Below are 25,664 nucleotides of genomic sequence, written 5' to 3' on the forward strand. Positions count from 1 at the left end.
CGGTAATAAACCCGACATTGCTGTTGGATTCTAGAATTCGTTTAGGAATTGCAGCATAGTTTCATGTAAGGATTTTAACTGCTCGGGCGATGTCGTAAAAGGCGGGACAATATAAATAGTATTGCCTAGTGGTCTTAAAAACACACCGCGATCCCAAAACCATTTAAACATTTTATCCCTTTGATTTCCGTAACGCTCCATTTTAATTGCAAGGTCCATTGCTAGTATTACTCCTTTACTGCGCGCATTACTCACTCGTGGATGGCTGGATAAAACATGTTTAAACTCTAGGTTTTTGTTTGTAATATAATCTATATTCTTTTGAATAGAATTACTGGTCAATTGATCGATTGCTGCCGCAGCAACTGCACAGCCTAATGGATTACCACTGTAAGTGTGGCCGTGAAAAAGGCCACGAGCCATTTCATCATCATAAAAAGCGTCAAACACTTGCTGCGTGCATGTTGTAATTGCCATAGGCATGATTCCACCAGTTAAAGCTTTTGATAGACACATGATATCAGGCTTTTGATCTATTTGATCGCTTGCAAAATAAGTTCCTGTTTTACCAAAACCTGTCATTACTTCATCGGCTATTGTAATGATTCCTTGTTGCTTGCACAATTCTATTACCTGAGACAAAGCAGCTGCATCGTTAAGTTGCATCGCAGCCGCACCTTGGACAAGTGGTTCATAAATGAAACTTGAAATGCGGTTATTCTCTATAAGGCTTTCTAATGAATTAAGAATTTGTTCAACATTGTTTTTCGTGGGAGCAGGAATGCGAATTACCTCAATAAAAAAATCTTCAAATGGTCCGTTGTATACCGATAATCCCGAGGCGCTCATGGCACCAAAGGTGTCTCCATGAAAACCATTCTCTAGCGCGATGACTACATTGCGTTTTTCTCCTTGGTTGAAGTGAAATTGAAAAGCCATTTTTAGAGCTATTTCAACGCTGGTCGATCCGTTTTCTGAGAAAAAAAGTTTCTCTTGATTATCAGGTAAGATATTTATTAATCTTTTACTTAATCTAGCAACCGGTTCATGTGTCATACCTGCAAAGACCACATGGTGTAGTTTATCAACTTGGTCTTTTAATGCCTTTGTTAATACTGGACTTACATGTCCATAACTACAGGTATACCAACTTGAAATAGCATCAAAATAAGCCTTGTTCTCAAAATCATACAAATAATTTCCTTGCGCCCGTTCAATAGGAAGTGGATTACCTGCTGTCTTGTGCTGTGTAAGTGGATGCCAAACGTGTGCCTGATCGAGGGCTTTTATTTGTTCTTCTCTCATAAAGAGTGTAACGTCTCTTTAAATTCTTGTGCGTACTGATTAATAATTTGCTTATTAATCTCATTTTCTTTTTTCAAATGGCCCAAAGTAGGCACACCAGTCATTTTTTCAATAACTTCGATTGTACCATCCAAATCCACGTGGTTATATATGATTCCAGAACATGTTAATCCTCGTGATTTTAAACTTTCAATAGTAAGCAAGGTGTGATTGATACTTCCTAAATATCCTGAACTTACTACTATGATTTTGTCATCTGGCAAAATTAAGTCGGCGATGGTTTTATCTTGATTAAGAGGAACTAGTAATCCACCAGCACCTTCAATGACTAAATGATTGTTAGTGTGTGGTCGTTTGATTTGTTGTAAATCTATAAGTACATTATCTATTTCGGCAGATTTATGAGGACTCATAGGTGTATTTAAACGGTATGATTCTTCATGAAAATAACTTTGGTCGTTGTCTACAAGCGAGGCAACGGTTCCTTTATCTGTTGTGTCTAGACCGCTTTGTACTGGTTTCCAATAATCGGCTTTTAAGGCTTGTGTAACTATAGCTGCAACTACTGTCTTTCCTACATCTGTTCCTATTCCGGTAATAAAATAGCTACCCATTTATATCAAATTTATGATTGCAATTTCTGCAAACATAGTGCTCGCTGCTCGTAAAGGGAAAAATGCTCAGGTATATTGCTGTTATTGTTTCCTTAAAATTAGTTGCGGTGTGCACATCATGCTGTTCCCTAACTTGTCTTTTTTTACAGTTTGGGCACTTTATTAGTTGCGTTACAGTAGATAAAATTTCAGGATTTACTGTTTCAATTATATTAATGGCTTTAAGATATTCCTCGCGGTAAACATCCATTTTAATTCCTCCTATAGCATTTGTAGCAAATGGATCGGTGGCGATGGTAAATTCATCTCTTAGAATTACAGTAACGCCTTCACTCTCCAGCTTGCTTTTGATCACAGCGGCATCGGCTGGATATGAGAAGATAGCAACTGTTTTAAATTTACTCATCTACTCAAATGTTTTTGGCAAGTAGTTGTAACAAGTCTTGCATTTCGTTTTTAGTGTTAAAGGAGTGCAGGCAAATACGCAACCTCTCTTCTCCTTTAGGAACTGTAGGTGATAGTATAGCTCTTACATCAAAACCTTTTGATTGTAATACACTAGAGAGTTGTTTTACTTTATGGTTATCTGGTATAATACATATTTGTATAGGTGTTACACTTTCGCGAAAGCGTAATCTCAATCCCATTCTAACTATACATTTGTTGAAAAACGCAATGTTTTCTTGCAGTTGTTTAACGATTTCAGGTTGGTATTGTAATTTTTTATAAGCCGATTGTATATAAGCAATTGCGTGCGGTGGAATAGCCGTAGTATAAATGAAAGGTCGAGAATAGTTTATTAAATATTCCTTGAGATCCTCACTACCTAGAACTGCTGCGCCGTGTGCGCCCATAGCTTTTCCATAGGTGATGATGCGTGCAAAAATAGCTTTATGCAAGTTTAAAGACTGCGCAAGTCCTTCTCCTTGATTTCCATGAACTCCTAGACTATGAGCCTCATCTAGGATGAGGTGAGCATTTTTAAATGAGGCAGTAATTTCTATTAACCTAGCAAGATCGGGTGAATTACCATCCATAGAAAACACGGATTCGGTAAGGATGTAAACCTCTCGATCTAGTCCATCATGAAACTTCTCAAGTAAAATTTTAAGATGATCTAGATCGTTATGTTTGAACTTAAGTGCCTTGGCTTTAGAAAGCTGTATTCCATCTCTTATACTAGCATGAACTTTTTCATCATACAGAATAAGATCCATACGATCTGTAAGTGATGAAATTACTCCTAGATTTGCATCATAACCTGAGTTGAAAAGCAATGCTGCCTCAACATCATGAAAGGCTGCAATTTGTTGTTCTACTTGTGTGTGGAATTGACTGTGACCCGTTATCAATCTGGAGCCTGTCGATCCTGATGGAAAATGTTTATGTTCTATTTTAAGAGAGTTGGAAAAGCCGAGATAGTCATTTGAGGCAAAATCAATTTTCTCATGAACCTCGCTTAATTTCCTTAGACTTCCTGAAAAATGCCTGAGTCCAATTTTACGATAAAGTTTATCTGGTAACACGTTATAAATGTAAGGATTAAACGTGATATTTTTTTACTATTGATCGGCAGCGTGCCACTCTGCGTAACTGGTTTCAGTTTCTCTTAATCTAAGAGAATGTAGCTGTATTTCCTGTGGTAATCGTGCCTTAATTTTATCAGCAAAATCTAGGATCATCATCTCGCTGGTAGGCTGGTAATCTACAAGTATAACCTCGTGACCACGATCTGATAGTTCTTTTGCCAATTCTACGTGAGGTGTGTTTTTGTTAAATACAGTTGCATGATCAAATGGGTCTACAATTTCCTCTTTAACAATTTTCTTTAAGTCTCCAAAGTCGATTACCATACCATGCTTTACATGTCCTAGCTCATCTTTTGGTGTACCAATTACGGTTACCGCAAGTTTATAACTGTGTCCATGTACATTACGACATTTACCGTCATAACCGTATAAGGCATGACCAGTTTCAAATGTAAATTCTTTAGTAATACGTACCTTTTTCATCGACGTTTTCTTTTCCATTTATTATATAACACCACTACAATAAGAACGATTCCTAAAATTAGGAAAAGTCCATTACCACCTAGAAAGCCTAAAGCATCTGACCACGTCATGATTCGTATAATTTTGTCGCAAAGATAAGTTTTTACTTGGGTTGTCTACCTATCCTTTGTGTTTATAGAAGTTCTTTTATTTTTTGTTTAAACTTCAAATGAAGTAAAACCGATCGTCCTAGCATCCATGCAAAAAAAGCGAGCCAGATAGCAAATAACTCAAGATTAAAGTAGTCTAAAATTAGTAAAACAGGTATGAAAACAAACCCAGTAAGAATCCATAATAAATTACGCAGGTAACTAGCCTCGCCCCAACCTTTAAAAATGCCGTCATAGACAAAAGCTACCGCGTTGATAGGTTGCATAACAAGCACAAGCCAAAATGTAATGGATAAAAGCTTTAAAACCTCACTATTATCTGTGAACAAATGTCCTAGAAAGGGATAGGCTACACCGCATAATATAGCTAAAATCAATGCAATCGCAATTCCATAACCGTTAGTCTTTTTTGATAGGTACAGTAATGAATCTGGATCTTTGGAGCCCAAAAGTTTTCCACCTAGTGCGTTTCCAGCATTAGCAAATCCATCAATTAAAAAGGAGAAAAACAACCAGATATTCATGAGAATGGCGTGTGTGGCCGCTTGTTCTATACCGTAATTGTTTGCATATCGATAGGATAAGTAAATTGCCACATTGATGGCAAGAGTGCGTAAAAAGAAATTTGCAGTAAGTTGAACGTGCTTTTTAAGTAAGTATAGATTTTTAAAATCTGGTAGGGTGATCCTATAACTAGTTTTTTTATAAAGAAAAAACAGAGCTACTAGGAGCAACGTGGCTTGTGCAATTACACTAGCAATTGCAGCTCCTTCTATCCCATAGGATTCAGAGAAAGGACTTCCTAGTACTAAAATATAGGTAAGAATAATGTTTACCGCTGCACCTGTTAAGCTAGCTATCATAGCCCAACTCGTATTTTGAATTCCTCTAAAGATTCCAAAAATTGCAAATGCACATAGAGTAAATGGAAACCCAAAAGCTCTTATTTTATAATATGAAACGGCAATGTCCAAAACCGGTTTCTCATTGGTATAAAAGTGAAAAATAGTTGGCGCAAGGAAATAAGTAATCACATAAATAAGTAATCCCAAACTTATATTCAACCATATAGCTTGCGGTATTAAAACGGATGCTTTAGTTAATTCACCAGCACCTAGCGCTCTTGATACAATACTAGAGATACTTGTTTTTGTTTGTGCGATTGTCCAGATGATGGCACTTAAAAAGGATCCTACAGTTCCCACAGCAGCTAGCGCAGTAGCAGAGTTTTCTGGTATTTGTCCAATGATTGCGAGATCAGTTAAGCTAATAAGCGGCTCTGCTATTCCTGCAAAAATTGCAGGAATAGCGAGTGACAAAATTTGAGAGGTTGTAATGTTTGGTTTATTTTGCACGATGCAAACTTAGTCATAAGTGAGGACAAAGATGGGGAATTAGCTCAGTTGGCTAGAGCGTTTGACTGGCAGTCAAAAGGTCACCGGTTCGAGCCCGGTATTCTCCACTTTACTTATTTAAGAAGTTTAAACTACATTGTACCACACGTTGTAGATCATTAGGTAAATTACTTCTATTCCAGGGATGCATGGCACCAAAAACATGATTTGCGCCATTTATAAAAGCCATTTCTGCGAGAGAATTAGCTTGTTTTAATCTATATGCTTCGTTGATAGAAACTGTTGGGTCTAATGTTCCATGAATAATAAGATGCGGACAATTTAACCGTGTGGCTTGGTCTAAAATTGTAAGCTCGTTTTCATGAGCGATAAAGTCTTGATAGAATTGATAATAAAGAGGCATTTCCTGTTGGGTGCGGCCATTTTTAATGTGCATAACGCCCTTATTCTCCCAATCTTTTAATTCTGTTCCACTAGGAAACCTTGATTTATAGTCTGCGACACCAGCAAGTGTGATTAGCTTTTTTACTCTTTTATCTTTAGCAGCAGTTATTGTAGTGATTCCACCAGCCCTAGAGTGTCCCATAATTGTTATGTGATCATGATCAATAGGTAAGTTACTAGAGGTTATTAAATCTAGCATTCTGGTTGTATCACGTAGTTCAATACTGTAATTATTATTGCCAAAGGCCTCTAAATCTGGAAAATCTATAGGTTGTTTTAAGGTACCGCCATTGTGGGAATAGTTGAACTTAATTGTGAGATATCCCGCTTTCGCGAAAGCGGAACACATCAAATCCCACGCACCCCAATCTTTAAAACCTTTAAATCCATGACAAAACAAGATGACCGGATGTTTATCAGATACTTGTGGATCAAAAACGTCATATACTAGAGGACGATCATTTTCCCCTAAAACGGAAAGATTTCTTGTGACTTTCATATTAAACTGCTTTTTCAATTATAGGTTGGTTAGGATCCATGATGTCACTTAACAGTAGGAAAAGTTGTTTTTCAAATTGGTCTAAAATTTCTTTGGTGATTTGATGTTTGTTATCCACTTGCTCATCAGAAAATTTAATGAACTTCTCTTTAAAATTTTTAAAGCTAATTATACCAGCTTGATCCGGAAGCACGCCGTATTCTTTTTCATATAAATATGCATACATGAGTACTTGAAAGGCCTTACTATACTCATAATCTAGTATGATATCTTGATAATTAGCATCCTTAATTTTGAGTTGTTTGGACTTTACTAGTCCTGTTTTATAATCAATAATGCGTATTTGATTGTTATACAAATCAATACGATCTACATTTCCACGTAAGTGTATAATTCCTAATTCAGGATGGTCAATATGTGCTCTTATATCCTTTTCTAAAGATTTAATGATGAGCTCACTACCTGCTTCAATAGATTCTAAATCTAGTTGCAATAGTTTATTAATATATTTACGGCATACCTCAAAAATTATTTTGTTTTTGCCTGTAGGAATTTGGTTGGTATTATAAGTTTTATAATAGGCTATTTGTAGTTGTTCATCGACCTGCTTAAATAATAATTTAAAGTGTTCTTTTTTGAGTACTTGATTGATATAGGGTTTGTATAATTCTTCTAGAGCAGAATGGATAATGGTACCCATCGTATTTGCTTCAATATTCTCTTCTACTTCTTCTAATTGATCTACACGCAAAACTTTTTGACGGTAAAAGTCTAGAGGATTGCGCACAAAACTAGTTAATGCACTAGGGCTGAAGCCGCTTTGAGCAATCTCTTTTAATCGGTTGATCAAATGATCATTTTTATCAATAGAAATAAATTCCCTAGAGTGAATTTCATTAGGCACCTCATAGCTTTCAATCACAAGTTGATGCTCATTTTCTTGATCGTTTAACAGTTGAACTAGAAATCTACTTTGTTCTTTTTGACCTATACTAGACTTAGTGTCTGAATTAAATATAAAACTTGCTTTTTGTACTCTATGTAATAGTCTATAAAAGTGGTATGCGTATACACTGTCTTTATCAGAATAGGTAGGTAGTTCAAATTCTTTTTTTACATCAAAGGGAATGTAGGAGTTAGTTGATTTTCCTGCTGGTAACGTACCTTCATTAACCGATAACATAATTACATTCTTATAATCCAAACCTCTAGTTTCTAAAAGCCCCATAATCTGTAGACCTTGTACTGGTTCGCCTATAAAATCGAGCGTCTTTGAACTTATTAGTTTATCATAAAGAAATTCAATTGTACGATAGTCACTTATTTCTGGGTAGTCGCTTAAAAGATTCTGTATTTGTGTGATTACTTCATAAATACCGACCAACTGTTCAAGCTCAAAACGTTTGTTTTTTTGATCAATCAAAACGTTTTTTGCATGAGTAATAAACTCTAAGGCATACTTTACTAAATCAGTAGGTTTATTTAAAGGTTCAAATAATTTTGACCATGGCTCGTCTATGACGTCAGCAATGATTTGTTTGTTTAGAACGACTAAATTTTCTTGATGGATTTTATTTTGTAGGGTATTTGAAGATTTTGAAAGGACTGTTTTAAATAACAGCGTATTGCACAAGGCTTGAACATCTTTGTAATAAAATCCATTGTTTGTCATGCTGGTATACAAGGTCACAAGCTGTTTAAAAAAAGAACTGTATCCTACCGTTTCTAGAGGTAAGCCCATGGTAATATTATAGTGTTCTATTTCACTAGGGAGAGCATTAATTAAGGGTATAAGCAATTTTTCATCGGCTAAAATGATGGCAGTCTCACTGAGTTCATTGTGTGGTAGCTCAAGTAATTTTTTTATAGCTATTTGAACTTGAGTAAGATTTCCACTAGCGCCGGTAATATGGATTTGTTTGTTTTTTGAGTAATTGTCACCAATAAACTGTGGACTGTTCCTTTCAAAATACTTCCAAGTATTAAAATGTTTATTTAAAAAGGTACCAGCTTCATGGTACGGTCTAGACAAAAAATATTGGTCTGTATCCCAATAAATTTTTGCCTTTCCAGTATCTAATAATTCCTTTATAATATTTTCTTCTGCTGTGTTAAGAGCATTGAGACCTAGAAATACATAATTGTCTTTTAGATTTGAAGCATTGTTCATTATAAGCTCGTGAGCTTGTCGATAAGCTAATCCCTGATAGGATATACCAATTTTTTTACACTCATCTACAAGGGCTTGATAATATAAATGTAAGCGCTTCCAAAATTTTAAATAATCAGAGACCATTTTAGTAGGATTTGCCTCTAAGCTCCAGTGTGGATCGCTCAACTCTTTAATGTTGCCTAAGTAGGTAAAGAATCTGTCAGTTGGTAGGATATAGCGATCTATTTCATTGAAGTCCTGTAATACCGTCATCGCCCAAGATAAAAAGCTTTCAAAGCTTTCTGCCTGAACACCTTCTACAGATTTATATGCTTTATAAAAATGAGGAATGATTTCAAGATCAGGCTTTATTTCAAGCCCTGATTTTCTAGAAACGAATTCCTCAATACTTAAAATTTCAGGTTGAATAATAGGTTGATCATAACGGCTAGCTATATATCTGGTAAGGAAAACTCCAACTCTTCTTGATGGCACTATATAAGTAAGTTCTAGGAGGTTTTCACCTTTTCTTGTAAGGTCGTCAATTATGTGTTCAAGGAAAGTTTGCATAAGTGAAAAGTACTAAGAAGTGTAATGTTTATCAATTAAAAAACCCACTCTTTTTCAAGAATGGGCTTTTCGTTTTTTGATTGTTAAAAGTTTATCTCTTCGTGATCGTGAATTCTGATCTACGAGATAATTCGTATTCATCTTTGGTACATTTTTTAGCTGTACAATCAACGATAGGGTTTTCTTCACCACGACCTTTAGCTTCTAATCTTGATGAGTCAATACCTTGTGATACCACATAATCAACAATAGATTGAGCGCGTCGTTGTGTAAGAGCTAGGTTGTATGAGTCAGAACCTCTGATATCTGCATAAGTTTCAGCTAGTACTTCTAGAGTTGGATATTTCTTCATTAAGTTAACTAAGCGATCAAGCTCAAGCGCAGCATCAGGTCTAATATTAGACTTATCTAAATCAAAGTATATTTTATTAAGAATAATCTTTTCTTCAACTATTTCTGGTTCTGGCATCATAGTAACTTCAACCATTGCGGTTTCCTCTTCTGCAATAGTTAATGATGCTTCACCACTTTCATACTTGTCTTTTGCGCCACGAGCAGTAAGCTCTTTATTACATTCAACCATAAACACGGCTTCTCCATTACTATCAGTAGTTTGGCCTGGCATAGTCATACCATCAGCATCTTGTAAGGAAACGATAGCACCTGGAATAGGTTGATTCGTTTGTTCATCAATTGCTTTAACAGTTACAGCAACTTCGCAAATTTCAATTCTTGTAGCACTATAAATATCATCACCACCTTTACCGCCTTTGCGGTTAGATGAGTAGAATCCTTTTCCAGTATTTTCAGAATATGAAAAAGCAAAATCGTCTAATGATGAGTTGATAGGAGCACCCATGTTAGAAACTTCTCCATCTTTATATTTGAAGATATCAAGAGCACCTAGTCCTAGATGTCCATTACTTGAAAAATATAATGTACCATCCTCGGCAATGTACGGGAACGAATCGTCACCAGCTGTATTAACCTTAGAACCTAGGTTTACTGGGTTAGAGATTTTACCATTATTAAGATCGGCTTTGTAAATATCAGATCCACCTTGTCCACCTGGAGCTTCACTTGCAAAATAAATAGTTTTACCATCTGCAGTGATGCTAGGATGACCTACACCATAGGCTCTTGCTTCTAAAGAAGTAGTTTGAACATCTTTCCACTCACCGCCTACATTTGTAGCTCGATAAATGTTAAGTTTACTTTCACCATCTTCAGCTTTTTCATAATCACCATTGTAGTAATCTACTCTTGTAAAGAACATGTACTTTCCATCAGGAGTAACCGCTAGTGTACCTTCGTGATATTTAGTGTTAACGTCTCCTTTTAAAAGATTTGCTTCACCTACCACACCAGCTTCATCAACAGTTGCTTCGTATATATCAAGGTAAGGTTCTTTATTCCAAGAGTAATTACCTCTTTTTTCATTACGTGAACTTGAGAAATAAACTTTATTACCTACCTGAACGGCCGCAAAGTCACTAGACTCACCGTTAGCTTTAAAAGCTTCACTGGTAAATCCAGGCTCCATCGCCATGATATCATTAAGGTAATTAGGATTTGCTTTAAACATTTTTGCTCTATCGTCGTTTGGAGCAGCACTAGCAAATTGTTTCATTATAGTGTTAGACATATCAGTCTTACCATTTGCTTTTAAGGTTTGTGCGTATCGATAAAGAGTTTCTGCGTCTCCTCCTTTTTTAACCGCACGAGCATAATTGCGCTCAGCATTAGTAAAGTCAGAGTTAAAGTAGTACGCATTAGCTAATTGAGTGTATACATACTCAGAACGCTCACCATTTTTAAGGACTTTTTCATAAGCCTTGGCCGCATCCACATAACGTAATTGGTCATATAGTTTGTCTGCTTTTTTAGTAGCATCGCTTTGCGCGAAAGCATAAACTCCAGCAAACAATACAATAAATATGAAGGTAAATTTTTTCATGATTCTTTGGTGATTATTTTAGAAGAAACGAGGTGATTGCATTACTCTACGTGGGAATGATAGGTCGAAAGTCACAAAAACTTCATGAGAACTATCAGAAGCAACAGAGATGTCAGAGACAACTCGGTCATAAGCATAACCCACTTTTAAAGTGTCTGTAAGATTAACACCAAAAAGACCTGTAAAAGAATCCTCATAACGGTAACCTACACCTAATTCAAAGCGATTATTAAATAAGAAATTAGTATTCACATCAAAACTTATAGGAGCATCAAAGGCACCTTTAATTAAGGTATGAGGTTTAAACTTTACTGTGTCGCTTAGATCAAATACATAACCTGCAGTTAAGAAAAAGTGTTGTGTTTCACTTCCAAATTCAAGGCCATTTTCATCAAGGTGAGTAGCACTTAACATATTAGGTACTGAGAAACCAGTATACCAATTTTCCCCATATAGAAAAGCTCCAGCTCCAATATTTGGATAAAGTTCATTTAATCTTTCACTAAATAAAGGGTCGCCTGGTTGTGTAGTGCCTACCGTTGCTAGGTCTACGTTATGAAAGGTAACACCAGCTTTAAGACCTAGTGCCAAAGTAGTTTTTTGTCCTACTTGTAATTTATAACTAAAATCAGCATAAATGTTTTTTTCATTTACTGGACCAATAACGTCATTAATAAAGGATAATCCTAGTCCTACACGATCACCTATTGGTGCGCTACCTGAAAAGGTGATGGTTTCTGGGGCTCCTACTACACCGGACCATTGCTGTCTGTAAAGTGAAGTAACTGATAAGCCTTCTTTAGTACCAGCATATGCTGGATTAATAATGTTTTGGTTGTACATGTACTGGGTGTACTGAGGATCTTGTTGCGCTTGCACTACGCTGGTACAGGCTAGTGTTAAGAGTATCCCCATTGCAAGTAATTTTCTCATTCTTACAAGTTGGTTTAATTATGTAAATTAAGTTTTCCGTTTGTTTAATTATCAAATGTAGTATAATTGTTTTAATACAACACTCCATAATGTTCGAATATATGAAAATTGATTTTCTGGAAGCCTATAAGATTTCCTTAATAGATTAAGAGCATCGTTTTGAGGACTAATGGATGTTAGTTTCGTCTAAAAACACTATAAACGGGAAAATGATCACTATATCCACCTTTGTATCTTCTTCCTACAAAAGTTCTTGAAGGTTGACCTCTATATTTACCTTTCCATTGTCTTAACATGATGTCGTCAAAAATATTGGCTTTTGAAAAGTATAATGACTTAGGGATATCATTTTCAAGACTTTGACTTATAATGATTTGATCAAATAAATTCCACTTAAATTGATGGTTTAGGGTACCTCTATAAAAAGTTTTAAGTGGAGCTGTTACATTTTTAAAGCCTTGTGGTATAATCACATTTTTAATACTATCATTCTCAGGATCGTCATTAAAATCACCTAGAATAATTATGTTATGACTGTCATGTGTATCGTGAGTGTTGCTATATCTCTTTTTTTCAGGATCATTGTTGTTGATATGAGCTATTAATTTTTTAGCAACTTCGACTCTTTTATGATTGGTCTCTTCGGCGCCATCTCTTCTCGACGGCCAGTGATTTACATAAATATCTAAAGGCATGCCAGCTAGCTTTCCTTTAACATATAAAATATCTCTGGTATAATCTTTAGTTCCGTTCTCTTCTATAAGTTCTATGCTTATAGGAGAACTATGATGTACCGTAAATAGATCCTCGTTGTAAATAAGGGCAACATCGATTCCTCGTTCATCGGGACTGTTGTAATGAATAAAGTTATAGTTTTGATGAGAAAGTTTGGGTTGACTAAGTAACTCTTTAATAACTTTTTTATTCTCAACTTCAGCTATACCTATTATTATTGGCAATTTTCCTGTTTCTTCAAAACCAATTTTACTTATGCAATCACTTATTCTATTCAGTTTTTTTTGATACCTATGTGGAGTCCATTCATTTCTTCCAAACTCAGTAAAATCATCATCTAAAATATTAGGGTCGTTTATTACATCAAAAAAGTTCTCGAGGTTATAAAACGCGATGGTGTATTGTTCAAAAGCATGACTAGGTATCGCTGCTGACATAGTGTTGTTGATTTAATTTTTAAAAGTAAGATCCTTGTTTTTACAAAGTAGTGGTTTAAAATACCAAACAGTATCCAACAAAATTTAATTTATATGGAAATGGATAGATTGTATTTTTTTAAAAAGTCAATACAATTGGTAATTGCCACCGTATCTCTCTCTAATTTACTCATCATTACGGCGCCTTCCAATGTTGCGATATAAACGTTTATTAACTGCTCCGTATTTATATCAGCTTTAATTTGTTTATGTTTTATTCCTTGTTCAATAATTCGTTTTATGGAGCTTTTTAAGTTTACAAGCATTCCAAAAGATTGCTGTCTGAGAACAAGATTTGCGTCATCACTTTCAATGGCGCTATTAAGCAACGGGCATCCTCCTTCAAATGGTGGATCTACTAGATAATTCTCAAAAAAATCAAATACTACATTCATTCTAGATATAAAATCTGTGGCTTGTTTGATGTTTGTAGTTAAAGTGGAGAACATTCTTTTATTTAAGCTGCGTAACGCCTGTTGTTCTAGGTCTTCTTTATTCTTAAAATGTTTGTAAATGGCTCCTTTAGTAAAGCCTGTAGCGTTAGTAATATCACTTAGTGAAGTGGCTTTATATCCATGCTTATTGAATAAATTTGCACTTGTATTGAGAATATGTGATTTTGTTTTTTCTGGATTGCGCATACTCAAAAATACCAAATGGTATCATAACATACAAGTATGAATTTAAGTTACGAATTAGTGCCAGGTAATAAAGAAAGCATCGTTTTGTTACACGGTTTTTTAGGATACAAACAACAGTGGAATGGATTATTGCCCTTTCTAAAGGGGTTTAATCTAATTTTTATAGAATTACCTGGTCATGGAAACAGTGCTAGTCAAGATGAGCCCTATTCAATTGAAGATCTGGCAAATGAAATAAACACGCTTATTGAATCAATTGGAGTATCTAAATTTCATGCGGTAGGTCATAGTATGGGTGGCTATGTGTGGTCCGCTTTCGCGAAAGCGCAATCTAACAAACTATTGTCGCTTACATTAATTAACAGTTTGGGTACTCGTGATACCGATCAGCGTAAAGAAGTACGTAATCATTCATTAAACTTTATTGATAAATACCAAGAGACCTATATGAAAATGGCTATTGGAAATTTATTCACTGTCCAAGAGAAGTCGGTTCATAAGGGAATTATCCGTGATATGATCAATAAAGCAAAAGAAATGGATATTACTAGCGTACGTCATGCTATAGTAGCAATGCGTGATAGACCTTCTTATTCAAATGAGCTAAGTAAGGTGAAAAATTTAATCTATATAGCAGGTGAAGAGGATGAAGTTGTTCCTTTAAATAGGATTAAAAAAGAGATTAAATTAACTCGAGGAGATCTTTTTGTAATAGCGTATGGACATATGAGCCTGGTAACTCATCCTGAAGAAATTGCAAGAAACATGCATTTCATCGAATAAAAACATCATTTAATAGGTTTTTTCCTTAAATAAAGCATAAATTCATCCTCGTAATTAATCATTTGTCAATTATGAGTAAGAAGTTTTCCTCTAAATCCTTGCTTTGTTCCATCACTGGACATAAATACCGAGTGAGTAAAGAAATAACCGAGCACGTTAAGGAGTATACGTGTTGTAAGTGCAACAAGAAAATGACATCGACCATTTATGGTCAACTACTACCTCTTAATGATCAGTACTCTAGATTGAATAGAGCGCTTAGCTCATTACAACAAGCCAAAGTATTAAAAGAAAGCTATTCTTGAAAGCTGTTCCAGCCCATTGCCTTGATCTCAATTTGTTCTCCACCTCTTGTGACTAGATGGTTGCCAAAGCTTTTATCCACTACATGTCCAATCACCGTTAGATTAGGGTTTGCCTTGATCTTTGGATAATCTTCTTGACTAATAGTGAATAGCAATTCATAGTCTTCGCCGCCACTTAAGGCGATAGTAGTACTGTCTACGTTAAACTCTTCACAAACATTAATTACAGTTGGATCTAACGGTATTTTTTCTTCATAAAGTTTAATACCAACATCGCTATTTTTACTAAGGTGTAAAATTTCTGAACTTAAACCATCACTCAAATCAATCATTGAGGTAGGAACTACGTCTAACTGTTCTAACAGTAGCGGAATATCTTTTCGGGCTTCAGGTTTTAATTGTCTTTCCAGAAGATAACTGTAAGGCTCCATATCGGGTTGATTATTTGGATTTGCCTTAAAAACAGCTTTTTCTCTTTCAAGAATTTGTAATCCCATATAAGCCGCACCTATATCTCCAGTGATTACGAGTAAATCACCATCATGTGCGCCGCTGCGTTTTACAATTTTACTTTCCTCTTGATGACCTATCGCGGTTACAGAAATTATTAGACCGCTGGTGGATGATGTAGTGTCACCACCTATTAAATCAACACCGTAAGTTTTACAAGCAAGGTGAATTCCTTGATAGAGTTCTTCAAGGGCCTCAAGGGGAAAACGGTTAGATACAGCAATAGAAACAGTTACTTGAGAAGCCTGGGCATTCATAGCATAAACATCAGATAAATTAACCATAATAGCCTTATACCCTAGATGTTTTAATGGAACATAAGAAAGGTCAAAGTGTATACCTTCTACCAGCATATCAGTAGTTATGACATTAGGTTGTTTAGTGTGAATAATTGCAGCATCATCACCTATTCCCAGTAATGTACTGTCATTATTAATTTCCACTTGTTTAGTAAGAGTCTCTATAAGACCAAATTCACCTAAATTCTCTATACCTGTACGGCTTTGATTTTTATTCTCTAGCATGATGCAAAATTACAATTTACTTACGGTTTTACCCGTGTACAATCTCTATCTTGTTATAGGTAGTATTTATAAGTGTATTAACCCTTTGTATGCCCTTGCTGTCGTATATTTGCACACATTTTGATTAATCAAATAATATTATGATAAACGTTTCAGAAACAGCTAAGGTTAAGCTAGCTCAACTTATGAGCGAGGATGGATTTACCATAGATAAGGACTATGTGCGTGTAGGAGTAAAAAGTGGTGGTTGTAGTGGTTTGTCATACGAGTTAAATTTTGACGACTCAACAACTGATACAGATAAAATTTTTGAAGCAAACGACGTGCGTATAGTGGTCGATAAAAAAAGCTTTCTTTACCTAGTAGGAACCACTCTAGAATATAGTGGTGGACTTAATGGAAAAGGGTTTGTGTTCAATAACCCAAATGCACAACGCACATGCGGTTGTGGTGAGAGCTTTTCGCTTTAATTTTTAAACACATTTAAGATGTCTAAGTACACAGAAGAAGAATTAAAAAAGGAACTCGAGACTAAAGAGTACGAGTACGGCTTTTATACCGATATTGAATCTGATACGATTCCCGTAGGTCTTAATGAGGATGTGATAAAACTAATTTCTCAAAAAAAGAACGAGCCACAATGGATGACAGATTGGCGATTAGAAGCGTACAAGGCTTTTAAAGATATGGTCGAGCCAGAATGGGCAAACGTACATTACAAAAAACCAGATTTACAAGCTATATCATACTACAGTGCTCCTAATAAAAAGCCTAAGTACGAATCTCTAGATGAAGTGGATCCAGAATTGTTGGAGACCTTTAATAAATTAGGAATTTCCCTTGATGAGCAAAAGAAATTAGCAGGAGTAGCTGTGGATATTGTAATGGATTCAGTTTCTGTGGCAACGACCTTTAAAGAAACCCTAGCAGAGAAGGGAATCATATTCTGTTCAATTTCAGAAGCTATTCAAGAACATCCAGAGTTAGTTAAAAAATATATAGGAACTGTTGTACCACAAAAGGATAACTACTATGCAGCGTTAAATAGTGCTGTGTTCTCAGATGGATCTTTCTGTTACATCCCAAAAGGTGTGAGATGTCCTATGGAGTTGTCTACTTATTTTAGAATAAATCAAGCAGGAACTGGTCAATTTGAACGCACCCTTGTAATTGCCGATGAAGGTAGTTATGTTTCTTACCTTGAAGGGTGTACAGCTCCTAGTCGTGATGAAAACCAATTACATGCAGCAGTTGTAGAGCTTATTGCACTTGATGATGCAGAGATTAAATACAGTACCGTTCAAAACTGGTTTCCAGGTGACAAAGAAGGTAAAGGTGGAGTATTCAATTTTGTAACAAAAAGAGGTTTGTGTGAGAAAAATGCAAAAATCTCATGGACACAAGTTGAAACCGGTAGTGCTGTTACATGGAAATACCCTAGCTGTGTATTAAAAGGTGACAATTCAATAGGTGAGTTTTACTCCATTGCAGTTACTAACAACTTTCAGCAGGCAGATACAGGGACCAAAATGGTTCACCTAGGAAAGAATACTAAGTCCACGATTATTTCAAAAGGAATAAGTGCTGGAAAATCTCAAAATTCATATAGAGGATTAGTTCACGTAAGTCCACGTGCTGCAAATGCTCGTAATTTCTCTCAATGTGATAGTTTACTTATGGGGAATGAATGTGGAGCGCACACTTTCCCATACATAGAGAACAAGAACAGTAGCTCTCGCATTGAGCACGAGGCCACAACTAGTAAAATAGGTGAAGATCAAATATTCTATTGTAATCAACGAGGAATAGATACTGAGAAGGCAATCGCCCTTATTGTAAATGGTTTTTCAAAAGAAGTACTTAATAAGCTTCCTATGGAATTTGCTGTAGAGGCTCAAAAACTTCTTGAAATAAGTTTAGAAGGATCTGTAGGATAAATTAATAATAAAACGTAGTTGTTTAGGATATCGCTTTCGCGAAAGCGTACTTAAAAAAAACCAATCATCATTTTATTCACTATGAGAAAAATACTAGCGATTACACTTTTAACAATCATCTCACTAGCTTGTAAGCAACAATCCAAGGATGAAGAAAACACAGGTGTTTCTGTGGTTGAAATGGACAATACAAGTAGTATTCCTGAAGGTCAAGTTGAATTGCGAGGAGAATTTATTGTATACGAGGATATCATCGTTCTCAATACAACTAGTAAAATTCATGAAGTAGAAAGAAATGATGTGGCGTTACAACTAGTTGATAGAACAAATCCACTTAAAAAGAATGAGTACGATGCGCCTATAGTTACTCTTCAAGGTAAACTTAAACCAAACCCAAAACTAGAACGAGGTGAAGAAGGATGGCCAGAAGTTTTTACCATTCATAAAATAATAGAAATTAACCCAGCTCTTGAGAGCAACGTGATCACAACAGGATCCAAAGTAGAATTAAAAGACATCAAGTAGATCGATATGTTAAAGATAAAAAACCTTAAAGCCTCAATTGAGGACAAAGAAATCTTAAAAGGAATAAATTTAGAAATTAAGCCTGGAGAAGTGCATGCTATAATGGGACCTAATGGTTCTGGTAAATCTACATTTGCCAATGTTATTGCAGGTCGCGAGGAATATGAAATGACAGATGGTTCTATCGAATTAGATGGTGAGGAAATTTCTGAACTTGATCCAGAGGAAAGAGCACACCGCGGCGTTTTTCTTTCGTTTCAATACCCAGTAGAAATTCCAGGTGTATCAGTAACAAATTTCATGAAAACTGCGATCAACGAGACTCGCAAGGCACAAGGTAAAGATGAAATGCCTGCAAAGGACATGCTTAAATTGATTCGTGAAAAATCAGAGCTACTTGAAATTGATCGTAAATTTTTGTCTCGATCGCTAAATGAAGGTTTTTCTGGTGGTGAGAAAAAGCGTAATGAAATTTTTCAAATGGCGATGCTAGAGCCTAAACTATCTATTCTTGATGAAACAGATTCAGGATTAGATATTGATGCATTGCGCATTGTTGCAAATGGTGTGAATAAGCTTAAAAGCAAGGATAATGCAACCGTAGTGATTACTCACTATCAAAGGTTACTTGATTATATAGTTCCAGATTATGTACATGTACTATATAAAGGTAGAATTGTAAAGTCAGGTGGTAAGGAACTAGCTCATGAATTAGAAGAAAGAGGTTACGACTGGATTAAAGAAGAGGTTGACGCCTAGTAGTCTAATAATGATTTTTGCAGTTGATCAAACATTTACGATAATACTGTAAAAACATAATAAAAAGAATTATGAGTTTTAAAGACAATATTATTTCCTCCTTTATAGCGTTAGAATCTCAGGTAGATACAGATTCTTATGTACATGGATTGCGCAGCGATGCTTTAAAGCAATTTGAAACAGTAGGAATACCGCAACGCAAGGATGAAGCTTATAAATACACGAGTTTAAAATCTCTTTTTAATAAAGACTATTCTTTATTCCCAAAAACAGATTCTCATATCGAATATCGTGACATCAAAAAGTATTTGATGCACGAGATTGATACTTACAAGGTGATTTTTGTGGATGGTGTTTACAATTCCCAGTTGTCACAAACTACACACGACAAGTATGATATTTGTTTGATGTCAAGTGCGTTAAGCAAGGATAAATATGCTCCTGTAATTGAGAACCACTACAATAAAATTGCTGGTAATGATAGCTTAACTTCTCTCAATACAGCATTTGCTCGTGAAGGTGCTTACATACATGTTGGTAAAAATGTAGCAGTACGCAAACCTATTGAGATTGTTTATTTCTCAACAGGAAATGAAAATGCTGCAATGATGCAACCTAGAAACCTAGTTGTCGTAGGTGAGAATTCTCAAGTTCAAATTATAGAACGCCATCAAAGCCTGAGCTCAAACTCTGTGTTGACAAATGTGGTTACAGAGATTTATGCAGATCAACGCGCTATGGTGGATTATTACAAAATACAAAACGACAATGTTGAAGCTTCTTTAATAGATCACACAAGCGTTGAACAACAGTCAAATAGTGAGGTAAGATTGCATACTTTTTCATTTGGCGGTTCTATAACACGTAACAATTTATATTTCTATCAAAAAGGAGAGCACTGTAATTCTTTACTTAATGGTGTGACTATATTAGAAGGTAAACAACATGTAGATCATAGTACACTTGTTCATCACACACAACCTAATTGTGAAAGCTATCAGGAATACAAGCAAATCTTTGATGATAGATCTGTAGGTGTATTTAATGGTAAAGTTTATGTAGATAAAATTGCCCAAAAAATTAACGCCTTCCAGCAAAACAATAATATTTTAATTAGTGATAAAGCAACCATAAATGCAAAACCACAATTAGAAATTTTTGCTGACGATGTAAGATGTTCACATGGTTGTACTATTGGCCAATTAGATGAGGATGCTATGTTTTATATGCAGTCTCGTGGTATTGGTAAAAAGGAAGCTAGAGCTTTACTCATGTTTGCCTTTGCAAACAGTGTATTAGAAAGTGTTAAAATACCAGAAGTAAAGTCTAGAATAACCAAGATCATAGCTCTTAAATTAGGAGTAGAAATAGGATTGGAATTATAAAGATTATTAGAAGTAATACTTTAAAAACCAGTCCTTGAGACTGGTTTTTGTTTTAAAAAATTAAACTTAAGGAAAACACTATTCTTATCGTAGTGTTCACTTACAGAACGTACCTTTGTAATATGTTTGATGTACAAAAAATAAGACAACAGTTTCCAATACTTCAAAGAGAAGTCAATGGAAAGCCATTAATATATTTTGACAATGCTGCAACCTCACAAAAACCCCAAGCAGTAATTGATGCTATTGTAAAATATTACAGTCATTACAATGCAAATATTCATCGTGGTGTTCATGCTTTAAGTCAGGAGGCGACAGATTTATTTGAGCAAGCTCGTGAAAAGACAAGAGCATTTTTTAATATACCACAGGCTAAACAAGTAATCTTCACATCGGGTAATACACATTCGATAAATGCAGTTGCTAGTGGAGCACATGTTTTTGTTTCAAAAGGTGATGAGGTGATTGTAAGTGCAGTTGAACATCATTCAAACATAGTTCCTTGGCAAATGCTTTGTGAAAAAGTAGGAGCTGTACTTAAAGTTATTCCAGTTTTAGACGACGGTACATTAGACATGAAAACCTATTCTAATCTACTAAGTAATAAGACTGCATTTGTAGTTGTAAACCATATTTCAAATGCACTAGGTGTTACTAATCCTGTTAAGGAAATAATTAAACAAGCGCATGAGTTTAATGCTTTAGTTTTAGTTGATGGTGCTCAATCTTGTGGACACATGACTGTCGACGTGCAGGCTCTTGATGCAGATTTTTACACAATGGCCGGTCATAAAATGTGCGGTCCTACTGGTATAGGAGTTTTATACGGTAAAGAAAACTTGTTAAACCAATTACCACCTTATCAAGGTGGTGGCGAGATGATTGATCAAGTAACTTTTGAGCACACTACCTACGCAGGTTTACCTCATAAATTTGAAGCAGGAACTCCAAATATTGCTGGTGGTATTGCCTTAGGAGCGGCTATCGATTACCTAAATGAAATAGGTATGGACAATATTGCAACATACGAGAATGAGTTATTAGAATACGGTACAGCACAGCTCAAAACAATTCCAGGTGTTACGATTTTAGGTGAAGTAACTGACAAAGCGGCGGTAATTAGTTTTGTTGTTGATAAGCTGCATCCATACGATATAGGAACCATTGTAGACAAATTAGGTGTTGCAGTACGCACGGGTCATCACTGTGCACAGCCAGTTATGGATAGATTTCAAATTCCAGGAACTATAAGAGCAAGCTTTGCTTTTTATAATACTAAAGAAGAAATAGACATAATGGTACAAGCTTTGCAACGAGCTGTTAATATGTTAGCTTAGTGTAAGCTTAAATAAGTGAAGTTATGATGAAAAAAGCAGCAATTTTTGTAATGATCATTTTTACAACCTTAAGTTGTAAAACGATAGAAGACATGAATGGTAATTATAAAGTAACTACTGTAGGTGATAATAATTATGGTGAGTATGATATCACTTTAAATATTGAAACCGATGGAACAGTGAATAGAATCTCTGGAAAATCTGCTTGTAACCAGTATTCGGGTGAATTTAAATACCAGGGAACGTCTATTGAGATTGGACCACTTATGGGCACAAAAATGTATTGTAGGGAATTGGACAAAATCGAAAGAGATTATACCGTACACTTGGCAAAATCAGTGCAAGTAAAACCTACTGAAGATGGTCTAGAATTATTTGATGAATCAGGTACACTTACTATAAAAGCAATCAAGATTAAATAATGGCTACTATACAAGATATACAAGAGGAGATAGTTGATGAGTTTGCAATGTTTGATGACTGGATGCAGAGGTACGAGTACATGATTGATCTAGGTAAGAACTTACCATTGATTGACGAAACTCAAAAAACCGAGGACAAACTTATTAAAGGTTGTCAATCCAAAGTTTGGGTTGACGCGCAATTAGATAACGAAAAAGTACATTTTACGGCAGATAGTGATGCTATCATTACCAAAGGAATTATAGCTATACTTATAAGAGCTTGGTCAGGTCAAAAACCACAAGATATTATTGCCGCAAATACAGATTTTATAGATCAAATAGGTCTCAAGGAGCATTTATCTCCTACCAGAGCAAACGGTCTTGTATCAATGATTAAACAGCTTAAAATGTATGCTGTAGCATACCAATCACAATTAAATTAAACCATGGAAGAAATAAACGGTCAGGAAATAGGAGAAAAAGTAGTACGAGTTCTTAAAACTATCTACGATCCAGAAATCCCAGTAGATATATACGAGCTAGGACTTATATATGATGTGATGGTAAGCACTGATGCCGATGTGAAAATCCTCATGACTTTAACATCACCTAATTGTCCGGTGGCAGAAACTCTACCAGTTGAGGTAGAAGAGAAAGTAAAAACTCTCAAAGAGGTTAACGATGCCGAGGTAGAAATCACCTTTGATCCACCATGGAGTAAGGATCTTATGAGTGAAGAAGCAAAACTAGAATTAGGCATGTTGTAGTATGGAGGAAATCGTGAATCGAGTAGCGCAAAGCAAGCTGCGCACCATTGACCTTGAAGATTTTTATTTGCCAGGAACACGCAGTGTTATTGATATATCACAATGGTTACTTGAAGGTCTGGTAGTGGTAGAATCTCGCTTTCGCGAAAGCGTAAAAAACACTGATTTCTCTATTTATAAAGACCACTATGTAGCCATTCATTGCAGTACCGATGCAATCGTGCCACAGTGGATATGGATGTTGTTACAAAGTCACCTTACTGGAATAGCAAAAAAGGTGGTTTATGGAGATCTTCAACACCTTGAAAGCGTGTTGTATACAGAAGTTCTTAATAACCTTGATTTATCAGAATATCAAGACCTACCAGTAATCATTAAAGGATGTTCAAACAAACCAGTACCGGTAAACGCCTACTTAATGCTTACTGAAAAATTACAACCTATCGCCCGATCTATAATGTACGGTGAGGCATGTAGCGCCGTTCCTATTTTTAAAAAGCCTAAAAAATAACAATGTCTTTTATAGGGTATATTGCTGTTTTCTTAATCTTAAGATGGTTATATGTGAGCTTTATGGGTGGTTATACCCAACAAAGCTCTACCCAACCTAGATATCGCAGCCATTCTAATAATACAGTAAGTCCACAAGATTTTGAACTCAATTTACTTTCGCTTACTAGTATAGTCATTAAGGCAGATGGTAATGTAAGTCAACGAGAACTGGATTATGTGAGAAATTACTTTGTAAGTTCTTATGGTAAGGAAAGAGCCAATGCTGTTTTTAGGGTATTTAACGATGTGGTAAAAAAGCGACAAGTAAACGCACAACGCATTTGTCAAATGCTTAATACTCGTACCACCTACGAGACACGATTGCAAATTCTTCATTTTCTATTTGGTATAGCACAAGCCGATGGTCACGTTAGTGACTCAGAATTGCGAGTCCTGCAAAACATAGCTAGTTACTGTAGATTAAGCAGTAGGGATTTTATATCTATTAAAGCCATGTTTGTAAAGGATCGTGATAATGCTTATAAAATTCTTGAGATAGAAAAATCGGCCACAGATAATGAGGTGAAAAAGGCCTACAGATCAATGGCCAAAAAGTATCACCCAGATAAACTTGTCCACATGGACGAGGCGTACCGTAAAGGCGCCGAAGAAAAGTTCCGTAAGGTGCAAGAGGCTTATGAGAGTATTAGGAAAGAACGCGGCATGAATTAAATCTCTTTCCTTTAAGATACTTATCCTGGTGAATTTTCCTTTGAGATAAATTACTTTTGCAGGCAAATCACTTTTCACATGAACGTACTTATTTTAGGTAGCGGTGGTCGTGAGCACGCATTTGCCCACGCTATTGAAAAAAGCGAATTACTAACCCAATTATATGTTGCACCTGGTAACGCAGGTACGGCAGTAATAGCAACAAATGTTGATCTAGGTGTCACTGATTTTGATGCTATCAAAGAGTTCTCGTTAAAAAACGATATTAATATGATTGTTGTAGGTCCAGAGGCACCACTAGTTGCCGGGATTTATGATTATTTCCAACAAGAAGAAACATCACATATTAATGTTATAGGTCCTTCAAAGAAAGGTGCCGTTTTGGAAGGTTCTAAAGAGTTTGCCAAGGGATTCATGCAACGCAACGGTGTTCCAACGGCTGCCTATTCTAGTTTTACGGCCCAAACCGTAGAGGATGGAAAGAGATTTTTAGAAACTCTAAAAGCTCCATACGTGCTTAAAGCCGATGGTCTAGCAGGAGGAAAAGGTGTACTTATAATCAAGGATCTTAAAGAAGCTCAAGATAGCCTAGAAGAAATGCTTGTAGGAGGAAAATTTGGTGAAGCGTCCAATAAAGTCGTGATTGAAGAATTCCTTGACGGTATTGAAATGAGTGTATTTGTAATGACCGATGGAGAGCATTATAAAATATTACCAAATGCTAAGGACTATAAACGAATAGGTGAAGGCGATACTGGTTTAAATACGGGTGGAATGGGTGCTGTGTCTCCAGTACCATTTGCAGATCATGTCTTGATGGAAAAGGTTGAGCAACGTATTATACAGCCTACCATTTCTGGATTTAAAAAGGAATCGATTACTTATAAAGGTTTTGTATTTATTGGCCTTATGATAGTAAATCAAGAGCCCTATGTAATCGAATACAACGTGCGTATGGGTGATCCTGAAACAGAGGTTGTTCTACCTAGAATTAAGTCTGATTTATTGAGACATTTGTCTGCTTTCGCGAAAGCGGAATTAAACAACGAGCAACTAGAAATAGACAGTCGTAGTGCTACTACAGTAATGTGTGTGTCTGGTGGATATCCAGAAGCCTATGAAAAAGGGAAAGTGATTACTGGGATTAATGAAATTGAAGACAGCATTGTGTTTCACGCAGGTACAACTGTTAAAGATGGTGCTGTTGTCACTAATGGAGGTAGAGTTATTGCTGTAACCAGTTATGGTGAAGATTTCAAACAGGCACTAAAAAAATCTTATCAAAATGTAAAACAGCTACAATTTGATAAGATGTATTATAGAAGTGATATAGGATTTGACCTATAAAACTTATGATTCAAA

27 protein-coding genes and 1 tRNA gene are annotated in these 25,664 nt (G+C 35.7%); 15 read left to right on the top strand and 13 right to left on the bottom strand.

The window, feature by feature from the left end; translation table 11 throughout:
* Positions 1-30 precede the first annotated feature (30 nt).
* From bioA to HCN53_RS09705, 6 genes are all read right to left on the bottom strand, one after another.
* The gene (bioA, locus tag HCN53_RS09680; RefSeq protein WP_167342821.1) at positions 31-1,305 is read right to left on the bottom strand and encodes an adenosylmethionine--8-amino-7-oxononanoate transaminase; all 1,275 of its coding nucleotides are present in this window, start codon (positions 1,303-1,305) and stop codon (positions 31-33) included.
* A complete protein-coding gene (bioD, locus tag HCN53_RS09685; protein WP_167342822.1) occupies positions 1,302-1,919 on the bottom strand; it encodes a dethiobiotin synthase in 618 nt (205 codons plus the stop codon). Before bioD ends, bioA begins: the two co-directional genes overlap by 4 nt.
* Positions 1,912-2,325, bottom strand: a complete 414-nt coding sequence (locus tag HCN53_RS09690) for a hypothetical protein (RefSeq protein WP_042276588.1) — start codon at positions 2,323-2,325, stop codon at positions 1,912-1,914. Before HCN53_RS09690 ends, bioD begins: the two co-directional genes overlap by 8 nt.
* 4 nt (positions 2,326-2,329) lie before the next feature.
* Positions 2,330-3,445 carry an aminotransferase class I/II-fold pyridoxal phosphate-dependent enzyme gene (locus tag HCN53_RS09695; protein WP_167342823.1) on the bottom strand — a complete coding sequence of 372 codons (1,116 nt, stop codon included), beginning with the start codon at positions 3,443-3,445 and terminating at the stop codon, positions 2,330-2,332.
* Positions 3,446-3,481: 36 nt separating this feature from the next.
* The gene (locus HCN53_RS09700; protein WP_042276583.1) at positions 3,482-3,931 is read right to left on the bottom strand and encodes a 6-pyruvoyl trahydropterin synthase family protein; all 450 of its coding nucleotides are present in this window, start codon (positions 3,929-3,931) and stop codon (positions 3,482-3,484) included.
* Positions 3,932-4,103: 172 nt separating this feature from the next.
* Positions 4,104-5,435 (bottom strand): MATE family efflux transporter, encoded by a 1,332-nt coding sequence (locus HCN53_RS09705; RefSeq protein WP_206063921.1) that lies wholly within the window; start codon positions 5,433-5,435, stop codon positions 4,104-4,106.
* 33 nt (positions 5,436-5,468) lie between these two features.
* Between HCN53_RS09705 and HCN53_RS09710 the strand changes: the two genes are divergently transcribed.
* Positions 5,469-5,542: transfer RNA gene (locus HCN53_RS09710), tRNA-Ala, on the top strand.
* 2 nt (positions 5,543-5,544) lie between these two features.
* Here the strand turns inward: HCN53_RS09710 and HCN53_RS09715 are convergent.
* The 6 genes from HCN53_RS09715 to HCN53_RS09740 all read right to left on the bottom strand — a co-directional run bounded on the left by HCN53_RS09715 (position 5,545) and on the right by HCN53_RS09740 (position 13,842).
* Complete coding sequence (locus tag HCN53_RS09715) at positions 5,545-6,378, bottom strand: alpha/beta hydrolase family protein (protein ID WP_167342824.1); 834 nt, start codon at positions 6,376-6,378, stop codon at positions 5,545-5,547.
* A gap of 1 nt (position 6,379) precedes the next feature.
* Positions 6,380-9,100 carry a PD-(D/E)XK nuclease family protein gene (locus HCN53_RS09720; protein WP_167342825.1) on the bottom strand — a complete coding sequence of 907 codons (2,721 nt, stop codon included), beginning with the start codon at positions 9,098-9,100 and terminating at the stop codon, positions 6,380-6,382.
* A gap of 91 nt (positions 9,101-9,191) precedes the next feature.
* The gene (locus tag HCN53_RS09725) at positions 9,192-11,057 is read right to left on the bottom strand and encodes an OmpA family protein (RefSeq protein WP_167342826.1); all 1,866 of its coding nucleotides are present in this window, start codon (positions 11,055-11,057) and stop codon (positions 9,192-9,194) included.
* Between the two features lie 18 nt (positions 11,058-11,075).
* On the bottom strand, positions 11,076-11,990 hold the full coding sequence (locus tag HCN53_RS09730) for a type IX secretion system membrane protein PorP/SprF (protein WP_167342827.1): 915 nt from the start codon (positions 11,988-11,990) through the stop codon (positions 11,076-11,078).
* A gap of 176 nt (positions 11,991-12,166) precedes the next feature.
* Positions 12,167-13,162, bottom strand: a complete 996-nt coding sequence (locus HCN53_RS09735; protein ID WP_167342828.1) for an endonuclease/exonuclease/phosphatase — start codon at positions 13,160-13,162, stop codon at positions 12,167-12,169.
* 89 nt (positions 13,163-13,251) lie between these two features.
* On the bottom strand, positions 13,252-13,842 hold the full coding sequence (locus HCN53_RS09740) for a TetR/AcrR family transcriptional regulator (RefSeq protein WP_042276571.1): 591 nt from the start codon (positions 13,840-13,842) through the stop codon (positions 13,252-13,254).
* Positions 13,843-13,878: 36 nt separating this feature from the next.
* Here HCN53_RS09740 and HCN53_RS09745 point away from each other — a divergent pair, with 36 nt between their 5' ends.
* A complete protein-coding gene (locus tag HCN53_RS09745; RefSeq protein WP_167342829.1) occupies positions 13,879-14,625 on the top strand; it encodes an alpha/beta fold hydrolase in 747 nt (248 codons plus the stop codon).
* 71 nt (positions 14,626-14,696) lie between these two features.
* Entirely contained in the window at positions 14,697-14,930 is a 234-nt protein-coding gene (locus tag HCN53_RS09750; protein WP_146104961.1) for a hypothetical protein, read from the top strand.
* Here the strand turns inward: HCN53_RS09750 and thiL are convergent.
* Entirely contained in the window at positions 14,921-15,964 is a 1,044-nt protein-coding gene (thiL, locus tag HCN53_RS09755) for a thiamine-phosphate kinase (protein ID WP_167342830.1), read from the bottom strand. The two genes, HCN53_RS09750 and thiL, sit on opposite strands and share 10 nt — an antisense overlap.
* 140 nt (positions 15,965-16,104) lie before the next feature.
* Between thiL and HCN53_RS09760 the strand changes: the two genes are divergently transcribed.
* The 12 genes from HCN53_RS09760 (at position 16,105) to purD (ending at position 25,649) form a co-directional block, all read left to right on the top strand.
* Positions 16,105-16,434, top strand: coding sequence for a HesB/IscA family protein (locus tag HCN53_RS09760; protein WP_042276565.1), 330 nt, complete (start codon positions 16,105-16,107; stop codon positions 16,432-16,434).
* Between the two features lie 18 nt (positions 16,435-16,452).
* A complete protein-coding gene (gene sufB / locus HCN53_RS09765; RefSeq protein WP_042276562.1) occupies positions 16,453-17,901 on the top strand; it encodes a Fe-S cluster assembly protein SufB in 1,449 nt (482 codons plus the stop codon).
* Positions 17,902-17,982: 81 nt separating this feature from the next.
* Positions 17,983-18,426 carry a hypothetical protein gene (locus HCN53_RS09770; protein WP_167342831.1) on the top strand — a complete coding sequence of 148 codons (444 nt, stop codon included), beginning with the start codon at positions 17,983-17,985 and terminating at the stop codon, positions 18,424-18,426.
* Positions 18,427-18,432: 6 nt separating this feature from the next.
* Positions 18,433-19,185, top strand: a complete 753-nt coding sequence (gene sufC / locus HCN53_RS09775; protein WP_042276558.1) for a Fe-S cluster assembly ATPase SufC — start codon at positions 18,433-18,435, stop codon at positions 19,183-19,185.
* Positions 19,186-19,256: 71 nt separating this feature from the next.
* The gene (gene sufD, locus HCN53_RS09780) at positions 19,257-20,570 is read left to right on the top strand and encodes a Fe-S cluster assembly protein SufD (RefSeq protein ID WP_105017784.1); all 1,314 of its coding nucleotides are present in this window, start codon (positions 19,257-19,259) and stop codon (positions 20,568-20,570) included.
* Positions 20,571-20,692: 122 nt separating this feature from the next.
* Complete coding sequence (locus HCN53_RS09785; RefSeq protein WP_085775504.1) at positions 20,693-21,907, top strand: aminotransferase class V-fold PLP-dependent enzyme; 1,215 nt, start codon at positions 20,693-20,695, stop codon at positions 21,905-21,907.
* A 26-nt stretch (positions 21,908-21,933) separates the two neighbouring features.
* Complete coding sequence (locus HCN53_RS09790) at positions 21,934-22,329, top strand: META domain-containing protein (protein ID WP_167342832.1); 396 nt, start codon at positions 21,934-21,936, stop codon at positions 22,327-22,329.
* On the top strand, positions 22,329-22,754 hold the full coding sequence (locus HCN53_RS09795; protein ID WP_042276548.1) for a SufE family protein: 426 nt from the start codon (positions 22,329-22,331) through the stop codon (positions 22,752-22,754). The genes HCN53_RS09790 and HCN53_RS09795 overlap by 1 nt, the downstream gene beginning before the upstream one ends.
* A gap of 3 nt (positions 22,755-22,757) precedes the next feature.
* Positions 22,758-23,078, top strand: a complete 321-nt coding sequence (locus HCN53_RS09800; protein ID WP_042276546.1) for an iron-sulfur cluster assembly protein — start codon at positions 22,758-22,760, stop codon at positions 23,076-23,078.
* Position 23,079: 1 nt separating this feature from the next.
* Positions 23,080-23,589 carry a DUF2480 family protein gene (locus HCN53_RS09805; RefSeq protein ID WP_105017782.1) on the top strand — a complete coding sequence of 170 codons (510 nt, stop codon included), beginning with the start codon at positions 23,080-23,082 and terminating at the stop codon, positions 23,587-23,589.
* A 2-nt stretch (positions 23,590-23,591) separates the two neighbouring features.
* A complete protein-coding gene (locus HCN53_RS09810; RefSeq protein WP_167342833.1) occupies positions 23,592-24,302 on the top strand; it encodes a TerB family tellurite resistance protein in 711 nt (236 codons plus the stop codon).
* A 78-nt stretch (positions 24,303-24,380) separates the two neighbouring features.
* Positions 24,381-25,649, top strand: a complete 1,269-nt coding sequence (gene purD, locus HCN53_RS09815; protein ID WP_167342834.1) for a phosphoribosylamine--glycine ligase — start codon at positions 24,381-24,383, stop codon at positions 25,647-25,649.
* Positions 25,650-25,664 lie beyond the last annotated feature (15 nt).

It is taken from the genome of Nonlabens sp. SY33080 (assembly GCF_011784885.1).
In the GTDB taxonomy this organism is placed as follows: Bacteria; Bacteroidota; Bacteroidia; order Flavobacteriales; family Flavobacteriaceae; genus Nonlabens; species Nonlabens tegetincola.

Coding starts and splice junctions, on each gene's coding strand:
- bioA (WP_167342821.1), bottom strand. CDS start 1,305: ATGAGAGAAGAACAAATAAAAGCCCTCGATCAGGCACACGTTTGGCAT.
- HCN53_RS09720 (WP_167342825.1), bottom strand. CDS start 9,100: ATGCAAACTTTCCTTGAACACATAATTGACGACCTTACAAGAAAAGGT.
- HCN53_RS09690 (WP_042276588.1), bottom strand. CDS start 2,325: ATGAGTAAATTTAAAACAGTTGCTATCTTCTCATATCCAGCCGATGCC.
- HCN53_RS09715 (WP_167342824.1), bottom strand. CDS start 6,378: ATGAAAGTCACAAGAAATCTTTCCGTTTTAGGGGAAAATGATCGTCCT.
- HCN53_RS09750 (WP_146104961.1), top strand. CDS start 14,697: ATGAGTAAGAAGTTTTCCTCTAAATCCTTGCTTTGTTCCATCACTGGA.
- sufB (WP_042276562.1), top strand. CDS start 16,453: ATGTCTAAGTACACAGAAGAAGAATTAAAAAAGGAACTCGAGACTAAA.
- thiL (WP_167342830.1), bottom strand. CDS start 15,964: ATGCTAGAGAATAAAAATCAAAGCCGTACAGGTATAGAGAATTTAGGT.
- HCN53_RS09760 (WP_042276565.1), top strand. CDS start 16,105: ATGATAAACGTTTCAGAAACAGCTAAGGTTAAGCTAGCTCAACTTATG.
- sufD (WP_105017784.1), top strand. CDS start 19,257: ATGAGTTTTAAAGACAATATTATTTCCTCCTTTATAGCGTTAGAATCT.
- HCN53_RS09730 (WP_167342827.1), bottom strand. CDS start 11,990: ATGAGAAAATTACTTGCAATGGGGATACTCTTAACACTAGCCTGTACC.
- HCN53_RS09800 (WP_042276546.1), top strand. CDS start 22,758: ATGGAAGAAATAAACGGTCAGGAAATAGGAGAAAAAGTAGTACGAGTT.
- HCN53_RS09740 (WP_042276571.1), bottom strand. CDS start 13,842: ATGCGCAATCCAGAAAAAACAAAATCACATATTCTCAATACAAGTGCA.
- HCN53_RS09805 (WP_105017782.1), top strand. CDS start 23,080: ATGGAGGAAATCGTGAATCGAGTAGCGCAAAGCAAGCTGCGCACCATT.
- HCN53_RS09790 (WP_167342832.1), top strand. CDS start 21,934: ATGAAAAAAGCAGCAATTTTTGTAATGATCATTTTTACAACCTTAAGT.
- HCN53_RS09745 (WP_167342829.1), top strand. CDS start 13,879: ATGAATTTAAGTTACGAATTAGTGCCAGGTAATAAAGAAAGCATCGTT.
- sufC (WP_042276558.1), top strand. CDS start 18,433: ATGTTAAAGATAAAAAACCTTAAAGCCTCAATTGAGGACAAAGAAATC.
- HCN53_RS09810 (WP_167342833.1), top strand. CDS start 23,592: ATGTCTTTTATAGGGTATATTGCTGTTTTCTTAATCTTAAGATGGTTA.
- purD (WP_167342834.1), top strand. CDS start 24,381: ATGAACGTACTTATTTTAGGTAGCGGTGGTCGTGAGCACGCATTTGCC.
- HCN53_RS09735 (WP_167342828.1), bottom strand. CDS start 13,162: ATGTCAGCAGCGATACCTAGTCATGCTTTTGAACAATACACCATCGCG.
- HCN53_RS09795 (WP_042276548.1), top strand. CDS start 22,329: ATGGCTACTATACAAGATATACAAGAGGAGATAGTTGATGAGTTTGCA.
- HCN53_RS09700 (WP_042276583.1), bottom strand. CDS start 3,931: ATGAAAAAGGTACGTATTACTAAAGAATTTACATTTGAAACTGGTCAT.
- HCN53_RS09725 (WP_167342826.1), bottom strand. CDS start 11,057: ATGAAAAAATTTACCTTCATATTTATTGTATTGTTTGCTGGAGTTTAT.
- bioD (WP_167342822.1), bottom strand. CDS start 1,919: ATGGGTAGCTATTTTATTACCGGAATAGGAACAGATGTAGGAAAGACA.
- HCN53_RS09770 (WP_167342831.1), top strand. CDS start 17,983: ATGAGAAAAATACTAGCGATTACACTTTTAACAATCATCTCACTAGCT.
- HCN53_RS09785 (WP_085775504.1), top strand. CDS start 20,693: ATGTTTGATGTACAAAAAATAAGACAACAGTTTCCAATACTTCAAAGA.